Source organism: Burkholderia sp. AU6039 (assembly GCF_002223365.1).
Taxonomy (GTDB): Bacteria; Pseudomonadota; Gammaproteobacteria; order Burkholderiales; family Burkholderiaceae; genus Burkholderia.
In genome coordinates this window covers 51483-68660 of the sequence record NZ_NKFK01000049.1, presented here as the reverse complement: position 1 = coordinate 68660, position 17178 = coordinate 51483, and the positions used below count along the sequence as shown (strand labels likewise).

General features: G+C 61.2%; 11 protein-coding genes and 4 pseudogenes. 5 read left to right on the top strand and 10 right to left on the bottom strand.

Annotation, left to right across the window (positions count from 1 at the left end):
* Window positions 1-119, top strand: a pseudogene (locus CFB39_RS40030) (IS5/IS1182 family transposase); the annotation flags it as partial.
* Window positions 120-213: 94 nt separating this feature from the next.
* Here CFB39_RS40030 and CFB39_RS40025 read toward each other — a convergent pair.
* From CFB39_RS40025 to CFB39_RS38905, 3 genes and pseudogenes are all read right to left on the bottom strand, one after another.
* Entirely contained in the window at window positions 214-555 is a 342-nt protein-coding gene (locus tag CFB39_RS40025; protein ID WP_144030415.1) for a hypothetical protein, read from the bottom strand.
* A gap of 1367 nt (window positions 556-1922) precedes the next feature.
* Window positions 1923-5708, bottom strand: a complete 3786-nt coding sequence (locus tag CFB39_RS38915) for a hypothetical protein (protein WP_144030414.1) — start codon at window positions 5706-5708, stop codon at window positions 1923-1925.
* 540 nt (window positions 5709-6248) lie between these two features.
* Window positions 6249-7091 (bottom strand): annotated as a pseudogene (locus tag CFB39_RS38905) (IS110 family transposase); the annotation flags it as partial.
* A gap of 274 nt (window positions 7092-7365) precedes the next feature.
* Here CFB39_RS38905 and CFB39_RS41115 point away from each other — a divergent pair.
* From CFB39_RS41115 to CFB39_RS41340, 3 genes are read left to right on the top strand one after another with little or no spacing between them, the layout of a single operon-like run.
* Window positions 7366-7698: a LysR family transcriptional regulator gene (locus tag CFB39_RS41115; RefSeq protein WP_256991573.1), complete on the top strand. Its 333-nt coding sequence runs from the start codon at window positions 7366-7368 to the stop codon at window positions 7696-7698.
* Window positions 7644-8027 carry a LysR substrate-binding domain-containing protein gene (locus CFB39_RS41345; protein WP_373452776.1) on the top strand — a complete coding sequence of 128 codons (384 nt, stop codon included), beginning with the start codon at window positions 7644-7646 and terminating at the stop codon, window positions 8025-8027. Before CFB39_RS41115 ends, CFB39_RS41345 begins: the two co-directional genes overlap by 55 nt.
* The gene (locus CFB39_RS41340; protein WP_256991574.1) at window positions 7916-8275 is read left to right on the top strand and encodes a LysR substrate-binding domain-containing protein; all 360 of its coding nucleotides are present in this window, start codon (window positions 7916-7918) and stop codon (window positions 8273-8275) included. Before CFB39_RS41345 ends, CFB39_RS41340 begins: the two co-directional genes overlap by 112 nt.
* Here CFB39_RS41340 and CFB39_RS38895 read toward each other — a convergent pair.
* The gene (locus CFB39_RS38895; RefSeq protein ID WP_089477014.1) at window positions 8256-9398 is read right to left on the bottom strand and encodes a hypothetical protein; all 1143 of its coding nucleotides are present in this window, start codon (window positions 9396-9398) and stop codon (window positions 8256-8258) included. The two genes, CFB39_RS41340 and CFB39_RS38895, sit on opposite strands and share 20 nt — an antisense overlap.
* Window positions 9399-9969: 571 nt before the next feature.
* Window positions 9970-10119, bottom strand: a pseudogene (locus CFB39_RS38890) (IS5/IS1182 family transposase); the annotation flags it as partial.
* Between the two features lie 574 nt (window positions 10120-10693).
* Between CFB39_RS38890 and CFB39_RS38885 the strand changes: the two are divergent.
* Window positions 10694-11650, top strand: coding sequence for an IS5 family transposase (locus CFB39_RS38885; RefSeq protein WP_089477019.1), 957 nt, complete (start codon window positions 10694-10696; stop codon window positions 11648-11650).
* A 418-nt stretch (window positions 11651-12068) separates the two neighbouring features.
* Here the strand turns inward: CFB39_RS38885 and CFB39_RS38880 are convergent.
* The 5 genes and pseudogenes from CFB39_RS38880 to CFB39_RS38860 all read right to left on the bottom strand — a co-directional run.
* Window positions 12069-13205, bottom strand: a pseudogene (locus tag CFB39_RS38880) (NAD-dependent succinate-semialdehyde dehydrogenase); the annotation flags it as partial.
* A 96-nt stretch (window positions 13206-13301) separates the two neighbouring features.
* Complete coding sequence (locus CFB39_RS38875) at window positions 13302-14405, bottom strand: porin (RefSeq protein WP_089477018.1); 1104 nt, start codon at window positions 14403-14405, stop codon at window positions 13302-13304.
* A 144-nt stretch (window positions 14406-14549) separates the two neighbouring features.
* Window positions 14550-15257, bottom strand: coding sequence for a GntR family transcriptional regulator (locus CFB39_RS38870; protein WP_089477013.1), 708 nt, complete (start codon window positions 15255-15257; stop codon window positions 14550-14552).
* A gap of 11 nt (window positions 15258-15268) precedes the next feature.
* Window positions 15269-16366, bottom strand: a complete 1098-nt coding sequence (locus tag CFB39_RS38865; protein ID WP_089477012.1) for an ABC transporter ATP-binding protein — start codon at window positions 16364-16366, stop codon at window positions 15269-15271.
* An 11-nt stretch (window positions 16367-16377) separates the two neighbouring features.
* Window positions 16378-17178: an ABC transporter permease gene (locus tag CFB39_RS38860; RefSeq protein WP_089477011.1), complete on the bottom strand. Its 801-nt coding sequence runs from the start codon at window positions 17176-17178 to the stop codon at window positions 16378-16380.

Sequence of the window (17178 nt, the reverse complement as noted above, 5' to 3'; positions counted from 1 at the left end):
CGGGTCCATGCCTGTGGGCACGCAGCACCGACACGCAAGCCACCGAGGTTGCCGTTCGCGTGGGCGTGCTCAATCGGATGGCGGAACTCGCACGTCCGCAATCCGTCTGTATCGTCTGAGTTCGTGACCAAAGGCACCACTTCGTCCTCACGCATCATTAATGCAACAACGCCACTCCTGGCGGTCAAGCGGCGAATCACGATCAATCTCGACTCAATGTTCATCCGGGTTTCTCCGAGCCGTTCTGTCATAACCCTCTACCCCCCGCAGATCGACGACGTCAGTACCTTGCACTGCTGCGTCCAGGCATCTCGCGTCGAGTAGATTGTTCACGTCAAGCTCGCGGGTGTCTGCTCGACCGGTAATGCGCTCTCGGAGCTTCAATGCATGCGCTTTTACGTGTTCATCGACATCGTCTTCCGCCGGGTTTGTCGGCTTCCATACTTCCTTTTTCCCGGTTTCCGGGTTCGTTCTAAAGCGTGGTTGCGGCGATGTTGCCGGCGGTGCGGATGCCGGAAAGATGGAAGGGTATTGTGGCGTTCTGGGCTTATCCATTTCGCTCTCTTTGCGCTTCCGGATGTCCTCCCGAGATTCTGCATCCGCATGCGGCTCGGCGAGATACGCAGGAATCCTGGGTTGATCCTTTTCTTTCTCCAGGCGCTCGCGTATCTGGTCCCGTGAACTCCGGTTTTCCTGCGATTGCGCGCCGTGCTCGACGCGGTTGGCTAATCGTCCCCATGCGGGTGCCTTTTGTGACGCGGGAGCAGGCCCCCCCGGGGCTCGAAACGGAGACGAAACGGGCACGGGATTCGCCGGTCTCTTCAGATCGAGCGATGCGTTCGGCGCTGCACGTCCCGGTTTCCCCTCTACTGCTTCGCCCCCCTCCAGGCGGTGAACGACCTGATCCAGAACATGGGGGCGTCGCGGAATCGGGGCAAGCACGACAGGGGTAGGATCGGAACCCGGAACGCGAAACGATGACGAAACGGGCGCGGGATTGGCCGGTCTCTTCAGATCGAGCGATGCGTTCGGCGCTGCACGTCCCGGTTTCCCCCCTACTGCTTCGTCCCCCTCCAGGCGGTGAACGACCTGATCCAGAACATGGGGGCGTCGCGGAATCGGGGCAAGCACGACAGGGGTAGGATTGGAACCCGGAACGCGAAACGATGACGGACGCAGCGCTGGATTGGACGGACTTTGTGGATTACGCAGCGCGCTCAGCGCTGGAGGTAGCGACTCTGCAGCATGCCGAGGCGGCGTATTTCCCGCAGGAACTTCGCCGCTCGGTCGACTGGCATGTTGATCGACGTCCGGAGAAGTCGAAACGAATGGATCAAATGAGGGTTTCATCGCTTGGTGCTCAGGCAGTGGCGAGCTCGACAGGCACCCCTGAACATTGGTTCAACGACCGTCGTTCCGCAGCAGGAATACGAACCGGCTCACTGTTTCGCGAAGTCGTCGATGTCGGCACGTTCGCACGGCACTTTCACCGCCCCGCTTCCTCGTGGTGTATCGGCGCAGCCCACCGGTGCTTCCCGTGTCGATCGACCCGCGCGGCACTCGTTCGGGAAGGTTCATTGATGCGCGCGGAGAACCGCTGCCCGAGGGGCTCGCGGCCTCGACCGATGCAGGGTCGGCTAGCGATGCGTCGTGTTCGGGCGAAAACGTCGAAACGGCGGGGGAAACGGAACCAATGGAAGACGACATGAAGAACGACCAACTGACAAGACATCATGGCCAGACAGTACCGAGGTTGCGATTCAGTCCGGGATAAGGCCACGAAAAACGCGCTGTTTGCGAACTGTTCGCGGAATCGGTTTCCGGGTAACGCGATATCGACGCGCCGTGAAGGCACGGCCCTCTTGGCCGCGCCTGCCCATGCGAAGCGCAAGCGCGAACCCCGGGCGCGCCGCGCTCGTCCATCAAGCCCGGATCATTCCCCCCAAATAACCGAATTCGTGGATAAACTGCGCTGGCTCGTCACGGACGATTGCAGTTGTGGTCGTCTGCGGTGCCGATGAAGTATTCGTCGCGGCTGGCGTCTCAGCCCTGTCGACCGACGACGCGGAAGCTGCATCGTCGACCGGTTGCAAACGGGTGCGCGGCGGGTCGCTCATATCAGTCTGCGTGCCGTCGCGATGCGCTGGCTGAATCGCGGTGTTCTCGCGGCGCAGCCTGGCCGGATCGCGCAACAGAGTCTGGAATCCGTGAGGGCGCGGCTCGGCATGAAACAGTGTGCCGGCGTTGATCTCGCGCATGCTGCCGACTATCCTTGCGTACGCATCGAGGAGTGGCCGCCCTTCTCCGCACAGATAGCTCGTGCGCTCATCGATCGAACCCGAGGCGTCAAGGCGCCCCCTTGCTGCCGCAAAGTCGATGCCGGTCAGATCCACCTCATCCGCCCACGATTCGTCCGCATCCGGAGGCGGCCACACACCGTTCGCCGCCGAGCCAGGCGCGTTCAGCTGCGCGCGCCGTGCGTGGCCTGCCACCCGACTAAATGGCTCCGACGCGAGCAGACGGAAGAATTCGTTGACCTTTGGGGCATCCTCGATCCGGGTGCCCTGGCGTGTCGCTTGCGCCTTTGCATTGAGAAACGCCGCGTAGCGTTCGACCGTATCGACAATGGTCGACGACGTGGCAAAGTAGCCGTTTCGTACACGAGGATTCGCATCGAAGCGCGCCTTCAGACCTGCAGGCGTCGCTGCGTCCGGATGGTCGAGCACGGCGGTAAGCCTCGGATGCTGCAGGATCAGATAGCTCAGATCCGAGCCCATGATCTCGCCCTCGAATCCCTGTGATGCGTCGGTATGCGAAATACCCGGCGTGAACAGGCCGACGGGGGTCGGTATGGTCACCGATTCGTTCAATCCCGCGTTCTTGTTGCTGAGCACGCGCACGTACTGCAGATGCGTCGACTTCGCACTCAACTCCGGCGGCTGCCGGAACTTCATCACGATCGTGCTGCCTTCCGACGCGTCGAAAACGAGGCCTTGCATCTGGCGCGCGATCTCGGCGCTGTCGATTTTCGGCTCGTCCGTTGCGAGCGCCTCATTGAGTTTGTTGAGCGCCTTTCGCACCGCGATCCCGAGCGCCGCGCCGGCCAGCGGTTTGCCGCCGTTCGCCGTGAGCGTGATCTGCCAGAACTTGCCGGCCCGGATCGGATTGATCTGCTGGTCCGCATAGAGGAATTTCGCTTCCACGCTCAGGGTCATGCTGCCCGCTTCGTTGGTGACGTTGACCGGACCGAGCGACTTGTTCCAGTGACCGAGCAGCGCACCCATTGCGTTGACAGTCGCTCCACCCGACGCGGTACCGCGCAACACCGCATGCCAGCGTTGCCACTTCCCGCGCTCTTCGAGCGGGCCGTTCTTCTGCACGTCGTAGTTCTTCATCGGCAGATAGACATTGTCCAGCAGTTCGCGCGCCTGTGCATAGCTGCGGTCTGCCTGAATCACTGCGCCCCGGCTGTTCTCGTCGGCATCGCGTGACAGACGTTCCTTGGCGATGCCGATATGCGTCCCCACCGCGCCGAGCGCGAGGCTGATGCTCGCATAGCTCGCGGACACGAATTTGTCCGGATGGGCAAGCGCGTCCGCCTCGGGATAGCGGCCGTGCCAGACCGTCTCGTTGATCCATGAAAAGGCTTCGCTGCGCAGCGCTTCGAGTTGCTCGCTCGCGGCGTGCGGCAGGAAGCGGTCGCTGCGTGCGAGCACCGTCGCGGCGTACTCGATAAAGCTCAGATAATGCTGCTTCAACGCATCCGCCGCCTCACCAGCGCGCTCGAGGTGCTCGGCGGTCGGACGCCGGATCGCATCGTGAAATTGCGACGGAATCGATGCGCCATCACCGTAGATGGCCTCGTCCTGCGCCGACAGGGCCGGTAGCGGGTCCGTACCGCTCTCGCGTTGCAGGCGTTCGCGCATCTTCCCGTAGAGCCCGAGTGCTGCAGGCGGTACACCGTTGCACAGCGCGTCGAGCTGCTGGTGCACGGCAAGCGTCGCCTTCAGGTCCTTGTGATGCGACAGGTCGAGGATCTGGTGCGGCGCGATGGCCGTTTCAACGAAGAACTGCATCAGTTCGCCGCGCGCGAGCAAATCCAGTGCGACCTTTGCACCGATATTCTGACTGCCGTTCGTCGACCGGCCCAGGCGCGCATCGACGCCGAGCGTCGCGTCGCGAAATGCCACCGGGTGATCCGCGTACGCAACGGAATCCGGCACATCCTTGCGCGTTGCCGGTGGTAGCGGCTGGTGATCGGCAAGGCGCTGTCGCACGACGTCGCCAACAGCCGGATACGCGGCCTCGATGATCTCGCCGAATCGCGGCGTGCCACCATGGCTGCGCAGCGTCTCGTCGAGCGCCATCGCAAGAAGCGCCAACTTCACGCCATTGAAACCCTTCTCGAGTTTTTTATCAGCCAGGAAATACGGCCGCCCGGGTTCGGGCACGTAATTGCGGCCGAGAAGTTGCGACACCGCCGCCGCGATGCGCTGCCGACCGTACACGATCTTGCGCGTATTCGGGCCGGCCGACGTGATGATCGACCGGTTCGCGTCCCTGTTCGCCACCAGCGTCAGCAAATCCTTCAGGCTGGCGTGTCCGAAGAAGGTGTCGCCGCCCGAGTATGACGCTTGGCCATTGACGCGCGCGGCCCAGCCCGATATCTCGGTGCCGACGCCGCCCTGAACGGTTGCGCCGGCCGACGGAAAGAACAGGACGTCGCGATCGTCGTCGGAAAGCACGGTACTGCCGCCCGACGCGTTGCCGCTAACGTTGCCGATACCCGTTGAATAGCCAAGGCTCGCGCCCGAGCTCGTCACCACGTTCGGGCCTGACACACCCTGGCTGATGCCATGCGCCACGCGTTCGAGCCGTGCGGTTTCCCGATTCGTGTAATCCGCCATCAGATCCGGCGCCGCCGCGCTGAAGTGGACGCGCTTCAGTTCCGTCATCAGGGCGGAAAAGAGATCATGCTCGCGTGCCGATGCCGCACCTGCGCCGCCGGTGTTGCGCTTCACGTAGTTGCGGTCGAGGTAACGCGTCAACGCCCTCGACGTGCGCGTCGCCCTGGCAAAACCGTCGCGGACGGCGAGATGCCGCTGGTCCGACCGCACGTTCGTGGCGTCGGCGGCATCGCCGATTTCCGCGAGTTCCTTCGCGAGACGGGCTCGCAATGCCGTGACGCGCGGATGCCCGTTCGCGACGTCGGCCGGGATGTCGGGCAGAGCCGCCAACAACGCACCGACGGTCTGCCGCAGGTGGGCTGCATCGAGCGCACCGGAATCGGGATGAATGACCGCGCCGGCGGGGAGTGCGACGGCCGGCGGCGGCGTTTCCGTCGCCAGCATGTCAAGTTCAGTGGCTTGACGGGCTTCGTGTTCCACCATCCCGCCTTCAGGCGGCTGCGCAGCATCCCGCGTTCTCGCGGCCCTATCGCGTGAAACTGCTTCGCGATAGATCGCACGTGCGCCCCGTCCTCTCATATTCGGATTCCTGAGCGCCATGTCCAGCCCATCGTCGCTCAGACCGCCTGCGGCGGCAGTCTGCCTGGTCGCCGTTACCTTGTCGACGAGATCGCGCAGCTTGCCCGGCATCGACGTGCTCGCTTTCGCGCGTTGCTCGACCTCCCGCAATCGCGGCGGTGTGTCACGCGATTCCTGGGCCTCGACACGATTGAGCCGCATCACCATGCTAGTTAACTTCATCTTGGGACTCCAGCGACGACGCAACGAGCCGGCCCGACACACCGCCGACCAGTGTTATGCATGACCTCTCTATGACCGCTGTATGACTTCTGCATGACGATCGTAGATTCTCACTACCGCGCCAAGGCCGAGGAAAGCGAAGCAACGACCCGCATTGCGAAGCGGGCGCCGATCGGCCGGGCGTACATCCTCTGTCATACCGGGAAGCCAATCGCTTGTCGTAACGAAGCTGACGTACCGAGCGAATTCAATCGGTTGTCGAGGGCGTGTTGCATGGGGCGACGTGCGACGCTGGCGCATCAGTCGACGGGGCAAAGAGCGATGCACTCGTCGGGTGCGCCGTCTTCTCAAGCCGACGCGCGGGCGCAGTTCGAACGGGCAGGCGCTGGACAAGGCGTTCTCCGGGTTCGGCGTCCAGTTGGGCGTCAGCCGCAGCGTGCGGGACAGCGCCGCGTTGCTGGATGCCGTGCAAAACCGCGACGCGGCGGGCGAACCGTATGTCACGTCCGCGCCGACGAACAGCTTTCTGTCCGAGGTTGGCCGCGATCCCGGGCGGCTGAGGACAGATAGGTGTCTGCCCCTCTTGCTGATCTCGTGCAAGTTCACCTTGCCGCCCGATCCCGTCTGCTTCGGTACCAGACCCGCCCATGTGGCGAATTCGCGTTCTGAGCGAAACGCCTTTGCGTCGCCCATCATCGCCACTGCCGCAGTCGCCGTGAGCAACCCCACGCCGGGTATCTCGCTGATTGCCGCAACAGCCTTGTCTTCCTTCTTCCATTCGCGCATCCGACGTTCGATCTCGTCAATCTGCTCGTCGAGCCTCGCCAACCAGTTCCACTGTTCGCGCAACGTATCAATCAGCGCCGCCGGCAGGCGCTCCGCGAGCCGGCCAAGCGCGATGGGTATTTCCTAGTTCAGCTTCGCCCGGCCACGGCTCATCACCTCGCCGTATTCCGTCAACAGCCCACACGATCCGTTGCTCTGCATCGTGCGGAACTTCACCAACTGCTCGCGCATCCGGTGCAGTGCCAGCATCGCCTGCTGCATTTCCGTCTTCACCGCCACCAGCTTGCCCGGCTGCTGCACCGCTAGCCAGATCGCCCGCGCGTCCGCCGCATCGTTCTTGTTGCGGATGTTGAACGCCTTCACGAACTCTGCCGGCATCAGCCTGACCTCGTGACCCATCTTTGCCAGTTGCCGAGCCCAGTGGTGCGCACCGCCGCACGCTTCCATCCCGATCGGGCACCGTGCGCGATTTGCGAAGTGCTCCAGCAACTTTGCTCGCTTGATCGGCTTGTTCACGATCTCCCCGGTTTCCCGGTCGACGTAATGCACCTGGAAAACCTGCTTGGCGATTTCGATGCCTACGGCCATACTGTTCATCGTGGATCCTCCGGTTGCCGGGAAATGCGTGAATTTTCCACTTGGGCACTTCGATGCCGTTGGCCCGTGAGGATCCACCTCCTTCCTCTGCTCTCACGGTTTCGGGTGGGACGCGTTCATTTCATTCCCCGGTTGGGTCGGTTCCCCTGAAGATAGGGGATCGGCGCGCTGCCGATTAGCCCGTCGGCGTGGCAAGCATTGCTCCATCGATGGAACAATGGACGTGTTAGCCTTTTGCTCCATCATCACGACCGTTCCGAACAAGAATGCATCCATGGCAAGGGATCTGAACGACACGCTCGTCTTCGTCCGCGTCGTCCAGGCGGGCGGCTTCACCGGCGCGGCCGCGGCGCTGCAGATTCCGAAGACGACCGTCAGCCGGCGCGTCCAGGAACTGGAAGCCCATATCGGCGCGCAGTTGCTGCACCGGACCACGCGCAAGCTACGGCTGACCGAGGCGGGTACGGCCTACTTCGAGCAATGCCGCGCGATTGCCGACCAGTTCGATGCGGCAGAAAGCGCGGCGCACCAGTTGCGCGACGGCCCGCGCGGCTGGCTGCGCGTGACCGTGCCGTATTCGTTCGGCGTCACCTGGATCGGCCCCTGATCGCGGGCTTCTGTTCGCGCTACCCCGATGTCGGGCTCGAAATCGTCGCGACGCATATCTCGCTCGACCTGTTCGCCGAAGACGTGGATATCGCACTGCGCTTCGGCATCCTCCCGGATTCGAGCCTGGTCGCGCGACGCCTCGGCAGCTTCGCGACGTCGATCTATGCCAGCCTGCGTACCTGGACGCGCACGGCGCGCCGGCCGGGCCGGACGACCTGCGCCGCCATCCTGCCCTGGCGCTGCATCAGGCCAAGGGCACCGGCTGCTACATCTGGACGCTGCGCAACCCGGGCCGCACGCCGGAGCACTACCAGCTCGACCCGGTGATCGTCGCAAGCGATCCCGCGTTGATCCTCGATGCGGCACGCGCGGGACAAGGCCTGATGCTGGCGATGGACATGAGCATGGAGCCGGATGTCAAGGCGGGCCGGCTGCGCCGCGTATTGCCGGACTGGATGGGGCTGCCGCAGGATCTGAATGCGCTGTTCCCGAAAGAACGCGCGCCGTCGCCCAAGGTGCAGGCGTTCGTCCGATATCTCCAGGAACAGTTGAGCTTCACCGACCGTCGTGCCTGAGATCCGTGCGGGACGCGCGCCATGCGCTCCAGGTTTGCGGCTGCCCGCCCGGGTTTTGTTCCGCGTATTGATGGAACAAATAAAGGAACGACAATCGGTCTCGTCGAAAGACGGCGTTCTGTCCATCGATCTTTTTCAATTGATAGTGCCCCAGCCCGCCTTGCCGGTCGATGATGCCGTCTGCCGATACACGTTGAGCGTTGTGCAACATGTCATAGACCGCCATGAAAGTGGTCGTGCGTCCTCTGCCACCCTTGCAATGCACGTGCATTGCCGCGCCTGGCGGCATCTGGCGGACGATATCGACGAACCGGTCGACGGCTTCGTTGTCCGGCCGCAGGTGGTCGGTGACCGTCAGACGAGCATATTTTGCCCCGGTGCGTTCGACGAGCTCCTGCTCGCTGACGATCTCCGGACGATGCAGCGTGACCGACCTCATGGGCCTGGTGCCCGTCTTGAAATCTTCCGCGCTATCGATCTTCAGATTCTCGCTTCGACGAAGATCGTTAATCCAGTCGGCTTCGCGCTGCAACGCTTCGTCGTGTGAAAGGCCTACGTTGGCCCAATCTTTCGGGCCGCGTAGCGTCAGTGTGTAACGGTCTGCCACCACGTGCGGCTCCTGACGGAGATCGACGATATACAGGTGCTCGAGATCCTGAACGTTCGCAGCGCTTGCGATACGTTCGATTTGCCCGGTCGTCGCGATCGTATCGCTCCCCGACAGCCGCAATTCGCCGAGTCCTTCCCGGTTCAAGTGCTCCGGAAGGGTGTTCAGGTCATTGGTCGTCCGGAAGTATCTGAAATATTCCGCACTGCCGTGCTGGTCTTCCGGCTGTGGCGTGTAGTCGTAGGTCAGGATCGGCTTCAGCTCTCGTTCAGGCTGTGCAAAGCTCGATTTCCTCTGCGGGGATGTGACACGCAGCGGCCTGGCAGGATTTTCGTTATTGGGCGAGTTCTGTCGCGTTCGAAAAAATGCCGATAAATCTGAATGCGGACCGGAATTCTCGCCAAACGATGGCCTTCGTTTTACATCGTGAATATCGACGCACTCGGATTTCAATTCGTCATTAACTGAGGTTCCGGAGTCGTAAAAATTCCCTATTTTAGCCATGAAGCCCCACAAATTAATTATCGATTGATTTAAAATAACAGATCCACGGAACTCCACATTAAATTACCCCCCCCAAAAAAATTGATGCCGAGTTTCCCGGCGAGCAATGAAATCTGCCCTTTCAGGCGAGCCACCTCCTCCCGGTTCTTGGATTTTTTTATTAAATCAGCTCACTGAGACGGGAGCTTTGAATTCAAACCCATCAATACGCCACTTTAATTCCGAATTCTCTCGTCGCCATCGATCAATGTTTTTTTGTCTTGATTTTTGTTAATCCTGACGCAGTTTTATCGGCGGCATCGAATTTCAATTGCAGCGTCATTCTTTGCGTCGAGGCGATCTATTTCCGAATTTGCCTTGACAGGCTCTTCATAGAGCCCTGAAATTTCCAGATCTTTCATCCTTATCAAATCTTCATTTTCCCTCATCAAAACTGCCTTGCTATTTCGGCAACTTTTTATTGATTAATTGCACCTCTCGATTGTTTCTAATTTTTGATTGACTTCCGAAGGAAATGATTTCGAATGATTTTTCAAGTGCAAAACCTGCCCAATCAGAATCCACGATTTTCTTAGAGGCGGTTTCAAAAAGACTGGTCGGGCCGCCGAAGGGTATTCCAGCAGATTAGGCCGCAACCGAGTTTGAGGAACGCGCCGTGAATGTCAGCACGGCGCTCGAAACGAATACGGAGACGACGGAAGTGATGCAGCCAGGCATGCGTGCGCTCGACGACCGCTCATTTTCATATTGGCTGGGTGACGGGCTTCGCGAAATGGACGCACTGTTAGTCAATGTCAACTCCCAATCAATATCAAAGATCGATAACCATACTGAATCTATAAGTACCACAAACCGCATTGTGCGAAACAGCAACCTTGATTCCGAAGAGTTTTCACTAGTCAATCAGAATAGGTTCCAGAATTGGACGCAGATATGCCATCTGCATCGATGGTTGCAGGAGGGCAATTCCGCCCACTGCAACCATCATCAGATAGCCCTTGCACAGTTACCGAAAAGGATCCCCGATTATCGCTTCGACAGCCCGGTGATTCGTCCCGGCGAGTTGAAGCATGCCGAACATCCTAATCCGCGCAGCTTGCTGTCGATGCCGGGCCAGCGCACGGAAGCCGACAGTTACCGGATTGCGGTTGCAACCAGTACCGATCCTGCGCAGGAGCGCGGCCTGCGTGGGGCGTTGTTGCATTAATGCGGCTTGCCGACGTGACGTTTACGCGCCACAGGCCGAGCGATGCCTCTGTTAACGATTCGGGTTCATGCGTAGATTCTCGATCTTTGCGTGCGAAAACATGCACAAGGACAAGGGCACGACGCAAGAGCCAAAGGCGAAGTACCGCGTCAGAAACTGGACGACGTACAACGCCGGCCTGATCAATCGAGGCAACATCACCATGTGGATTGACGATGATGTTCTTGCGAACGTGCCGGATACCGAGCCCACATGTGGTCGTCCGCGACTGTACAGCGATGCACGGGTTCAGGCATTGCTCGGCTTGAAGACAGTGTTCCATTTGCCGTTGCGCGCCTTGCAGGGCTTTGCGCAAAGTCTGCGCGATCTGGCTTTCGCCGATTTGCCTGTACCGAACTACACGACCGTGTGCCGTCGTGCACAAACGCTGCGGGTGAAGCTGCCTGTCATCCATAGCGGTGAACCGCTGCATTTGGTCGTCGACAGCACGGGCGTAAAGGTCTACGGCGAAGGCGAGTGGAAGGTCCGCCAGCACGGTTACTCGAAGCGCCGCACCTGGCGCAAAGTCCATCTCGCACTCGACGCGAACACCAGCCAACTGCGAGCGGCGCTCATGACGCACCAGGATGTCGCGGACGGCGAAGTGCTGCACGAATTGCTTGATCGAATCCCGACCGACGAGCCTGTCGATACCATCGGCGGCGACGGCGCATACGACACGCAGACCTGCTACGCCGAGATCGCCGCGCGCGACGCGATGCCCTCGATTCCGCCTCGCGAAGGTGCAGTTCACTGGCCGTCTACCACGCCCGGCGCAGCTCAGCGCAACGAAGCTGTCGACGCCATCGCGCGAGGCAGTCGACGCGAATGGAAGCAGCAAAGCCATTACCACCGTCGTTCGCTGGCCGAGAACGCGATGTACCGGTTCAAGACGCTCACGGGTCCGTGCCTGTGGGCACATCGTACCGATACCCAGGCGACCGAAGTTGCCGTTCGAGTGGGCGTGCTCAACCGCATGGCCGAACTCGGCCGCCCGCAGTCCGTCCGCATCGCCTGAGATCATGAACAAAGGCATCACTTCGCCCTCACACCTGATTTGTGCAACAACGCCCCTGCGTGGCACTGGATTTACGATGCCAGAGTGGGCAAACGTCGGGGCGAGACTCGACAGAATGAACGGGACGCCCGGTTTCTCTGTCAATCTCGACGGAGGTGCGTCGTCGACGATGGGTGTTATCGGCGCGGAGGGCAAGACCGCATTGGAGGTGAAGGCCGAAGTTATCAACAATCGTTACTTTCACTCGCTCCAAAGAAAATTGATCTGTCAGGCTCGACAGGTGACAAGCGCACCCGAATTGGTGCTGCGTCGATTGCGACGGACCCAATCTACCTGCGGAGCGACGAGCTCAAGCGAGCCCGCCTGTGGGATTTTTCCGGCTAAACGTGCTTTATTTCCCGTTTCCTGAAGCGTCCCCCATTTGCGCGGTAACACCGGTCAGGACCGTGGGTTCGAAAAAACCATGCCCAAGCACGTGGCGCTTGCCGCCCGTAGCGAGCGTTGCTCCTTTACCCACCGCATCCGCAATATGCGCTTCAACCTTCCTGACCGCCGCCTCGTTGATGAGCGGTCCCAGCGTGACGCCGCCCTCCGTGCCGTGTCCGACCTTCAGCCCCTTGACGGCTGCGGCCAGCTTGGCAGCGAACGCGTCATAAACCCGCTCATGCACGTAGAAACGATTCGTGCAGACGCACGTTTGCCCGTTGTTGTGGTACTTCGAGGCGATTGCGCCCTCCACTGCGGCGTCGAGATCGGCATCGTCGAACACGATGAAGGGTGCATTGCCGCCGAGTTCGAGCGTCACCTTCTTCACCGTGGGCGCGCTTTGCGCCATCAGCAATCGGCCCACTCCCGTCGATCCGGTGAACGAAAGTTTGCGAACCACAGGACTGCTTGTCATCGCACCGCCAATCGCCTTGGGGTCGCCGGTAACGATGTTGAGCACGCCTTTTGGGTACACCGGCGCGCTCGGCAAGAACTGCAAGTGCGAGCGCGGAGTACGGTGTGGCTTCAGCGGACTTTACGACGATTGGGCAGCCCGCGGCGAGGGCCGGGCCACCTTGCGGGTAATCATTGCCGTGGGGAAATTCCACGGCGTAATGGCGGCGCAAACGTCGATCGGCGCCTTGATCACCACGAGCCGTTTGTCCGAAGCCGGCGTGGCGAGCGTGTCTCCGGCCACACACTTACCTTCCTCGGCGAGCCATTCGATGAACGAAGCGCCGTAAGCGATTTCGCCCCTCGCCTCCGCGAGTGGCTTGCCCCGCTCCAGCGTCAAGATCAGCGCGAGGTCGTCGGCGTTCTCGATCATGAGGTCATACCAGCGACGCATCACATTCGCACGCTCCTTGGCCGTGCGGGCGCGCCACGCTGGCCACGCGGCATTCGCGGCGGCGATCGCGCGCGATGTTTCAAACTCTCCCATCAATGGAACGCTGCCGAGCGATGCGCCCGTTGCGGGGTCGAACACTTCGAAACTCGCGTCCGAGTCGGCAGAGCACCATTGCCCATCGATATAAGCCTGATCGCGCAAGAGCGCCGCGTCCTTCAACATGGTCTTCAATTCCACGTTACTTTCATTTGATGCAAAAATGCGAGTTGATGCCGCGCTCCAGGCCAAGCGACTCGCCAAGGCGGAGCGCCCTAACGATCAGAACTGGTGATACATGCCTACGCGTACCGCGATCTGATGATTGTTGGACGACGCCGATCCCACCACGCCATCGAAGATGTCCGCGTACGTGGCCGCACCGGCTGCCTTCTGCCACACGCCGAGTACATAGAGCGCCGTGCGTTTCGAGAGGGAGTACGATGTCGTGAGCCCCACCTGGTGATAGATGGGAACTTCCCGGCTGTAGCCGATGCTGCCGTGCGTGTAGGCGTATTGTGCGCCGACGTACCAAGACGGCGTGATGTTGTAGCGCCCCCACGCCTCATAGTTGGTAAAGATCACCGTGTCGTTTGTGCCGTTGGCGTCGTTGAACTTCGTGTTCGTGTAGTCGAGGCCGAGTGTCGCGGAGGCGAGCACGTAGTTCACGCCCGCACCGAATATTTGCTCGTTACGCGGATTGCCGACATAGCTAAACGGGCCGCTCGCGCCGATATTCGCGCCGGTTGTATTGCCGACATAGTTGCCGTCGCTCAGGAGCAGCACAGGGTTTTTCGCGTACAGGTACGCACCGGCGACGGTCAGGGAACCGAGTGAGTAACTCGCGCCAAGGCTCCAGAGTCCCGTCGTACCGCGCCCCGGAGCGTTGGTGTTGGTGAACGAATACATTCCGCCGAACGTGAGGCCACCGATCTTCGGGCTTGCGTACTTGATCGCGTTGTCCACACGGAATGAGTTGTCCGTGTTGTCGATGTCGCCTGCATGCACGAGCAGTCCGCCAAGCTGGCCGGGCGCCGTGAGCGGCTGCAGGAAATCCACCACCGAGTCGTACTGGCGGCCGAGCGTAAGCGTGCCAAGGCGCGTATCCGAAAGGCCAACATACGCCTGGCGGCCGAACAGGCGACCACCCTGACGCATCTGCCCGTTTTCGGTGCTGAAGCCCGACTCGAGCTTGAACAACGCGCTCAGCCCGCCGCCCAAATCTTCCAAACCCTTCAGACCCCAGCGGCTGCCGTATACGCCGTCGTACGTGCCGTCGCGCATGCGCCATAGTGAATGGCCGCCGCTATTGCTGACGTAGTCGATCCCCTCATCGATTACGCCATAAAGCGTGACGGACGATTGCGCATGCGCTCCCGGCGCCACGAACGAACTTCCCAGCAGCGCCAACACCAGTGTTATCTTGAGTCCCCTTCTCTTCACGGCTCCTCCTTCTTGCTACAATTAATTCGCATTACTATTAATAGGAAAAGATCATGCCTCCGGTGTGATCAACCAAATCAAAGCTCGCTATCCCGCATGACGCGTTAACTCCTGCTCACGCCCCACCGCCAGAAGCCTGCGCGCAATCTCGGCCACCCTTTCCACATGCGCAATCGCGGCCTCTCGCGCACCGACTGCGTTTCCGGCATGAATGGCCAAGAGAATCTGGCGCATTTCGTTGACGGCCTGGCGGCCGCGGTCGTCGGATGCGATCGTCAGCGCTCTCAGGCGGTTGATGCGCGCCGTCAGCGACTGCACGATTTCCCAAGCCACTCGCTTTTTCCCGCTAATGAACATACGCTCGTAAAAAGCCGAAGTCAGCGCCCTGACTGCCTGATGGTCCTGCGCTTCGAAGGCCGCCTGAATCTGGTCGATGAAGCCCGCGAGATCCGCGACGGTGCGCTCGTCGGCATGCTGTGCGCAAGCCATGGCCGCCTCGCCTTCGAGCAGTGCGCGTATTTCGTAAATCTCCGCGGCTGTCTCGCAGTCGAGCACGGCGACGATCGGCCCATGATTCGGAATCGAATCGACGAGCGCTTCCGTTTCCAGATGCCGCAAGACTTCGCGCACCACGGTGCGGCTCACGCCGAGGGTCTCGCACAGCGAGCGTTCGACGAGCCGCTCTCCCGGATGAAAATGCGCCTCCAGGATTGCCGTGCGCATTTTCTCGAGTGCGAGTTCCCGCAGCGTGGCCGTCGGGCGTTCGACCTTAAGCGATGGCAGTGCGTTACTCATGGCTGCCGCCGTCAGGCTTGCGCGAAGAGACGCACATCACGCGCATCCCAGTCGACGAGCGCCTGCGTGCCGATCGCAATACCGCTGTCGTGGCGATGCGCCGCCGGCATGCGGATCGAGATTTCCTGCTGCCAGGGTGTTGCCACCGCGTAGTGCATCGCGTCGCCGAGATACGTGATATCTCGCACAGTCACGGGCAAACCGCTTGGTGCTTTTGCGGCGCTCGCGCCTTGCAGCGCGCTGATACGCATCTGCTCCGGGCGAATCATGAGCGTGCCATCGTCGCCAGCGGCGAGCGTCGGATGAAACACGTCCGACGCCAATTCGAGGCCGTTGGGAAACACGCCACTCATGCGACCGTCGCTGTTCCTCGTCACCTTCAGCGGCAGGAAATTCGAATTGCCGATGAAGCTCGCGACGAACCGCGAAGCCGGGTTCGCATAGAGCTCTTCCCCGGTGCCGACCTGCTCGATGCGGCCCTGGTTAAACACGGCGATACGGTCCGACAGGCGCAGTGCCTCCTCCTGGTCGTGCGTGACATAGAGGATCGTCACGCCGGTTTCCTGGTGAATGCGGCGCAATTCCAGTTGAATTTCCTCGCGCAGTTTCTTGTCGAGCGCGGAGAGCGGCTCGTCCATCAGCAGCACGGGCGGATCGTAAGCAAGCGCACGCGCGATGGCGACGCGCTGTTGCTGCCCGCCGGAGAGCTGGGCGGGCATCCGGTTGCGACACTCGGACAAATGCACGAGCTTGAGCATCTGCTCCACTTTCGCACTGATTTCGGCTTCGGGCCGATGGCGGACCCGCAGCGGAAATGCGACGTTCTCGCCCACCGTGAGATGCGGGAACAGCGTATAGCGCTGAAACACCATGCCGATGTTGCGCTGGCTCGGCGCGACCGACAGCAGCGACTTGCCGTCGAGCAGCACGCGCCCGTCGGTGGGCTCCTGAAAGCCCGCGACGATGTAGAGCGTGGTGCTTTTACCCGAACCCGACGGTCCCAGGAAAGTCATGAATTCGCCCTTGCGCACGTCGAGCGATACCTGGTCGATCGCGACGACATCGTCGTAGGTCTTGCGCAGGCGCTGGATTTGCAGGAATGCAGTCATGGCGTGTTACCTCAGTTAGCACGTGCGCGGCGCACCACGGCGCCCGCCAGCATCAATACGGTCGTCAGTCCGACCAACAGCGACGACGCGGCCGCGACGACGGGAGTCAAGTCTTGCCGCAGCGTCGCCCAGATCCGCACGGGCAGCGTTTGCAGCGTCGGGCTCGACATGAAGATCGATACCACGACTTCGTCCCACGACGCCAGGAACGCGAAGATCGCGGCGGCGAAGAGGCCGAGCCGGATCGCGGGAAGCGTGACCCGCAACTTCACCGTGAGCGGCGACGCACCGCAGATGAGCGCGGCATCCTCGAGCGCCGTGTCGAAGCTCACGAGTGAGTTGCTGATCGAAATAATCGAGAACGGCAGCGCGATGATCAGGTGGCCGATCACGAAGCCGGTCATCGTGCCGTTCAGGCCGATGCGCAGGAAGAACGCGTAGAGCGCGACGGCGAGCACGACGACGGGCAGCACCATCGGCGTGAGGAAGAAGCCCCGCACGGCCTCGCGGCCGCGGAACTTGCCGCGCACGAGCGCCAGCGACGCGAGAAACCCTAGCAGCACGGACAGTGCGGTGACGATCACCGCCAGCTTCGCGCTGGTGAGCAGCGCGTCGATCCAGCCCGCGTCGGTGAAAAGCTGCCGGTACCATTCGAGCGTCCAGCCCGGTGGCGGGAAGATGAGCCACTGCGAATCGCCGAACGACAGCGCGACGATGAAGAAGATCGGCAACAGCAGAAACATGGCAACGGCCGCGCCCACGGCCACGAGAATCCAGCGCAATGCGCCCAGGCGATCGAAATCGAGCAACAT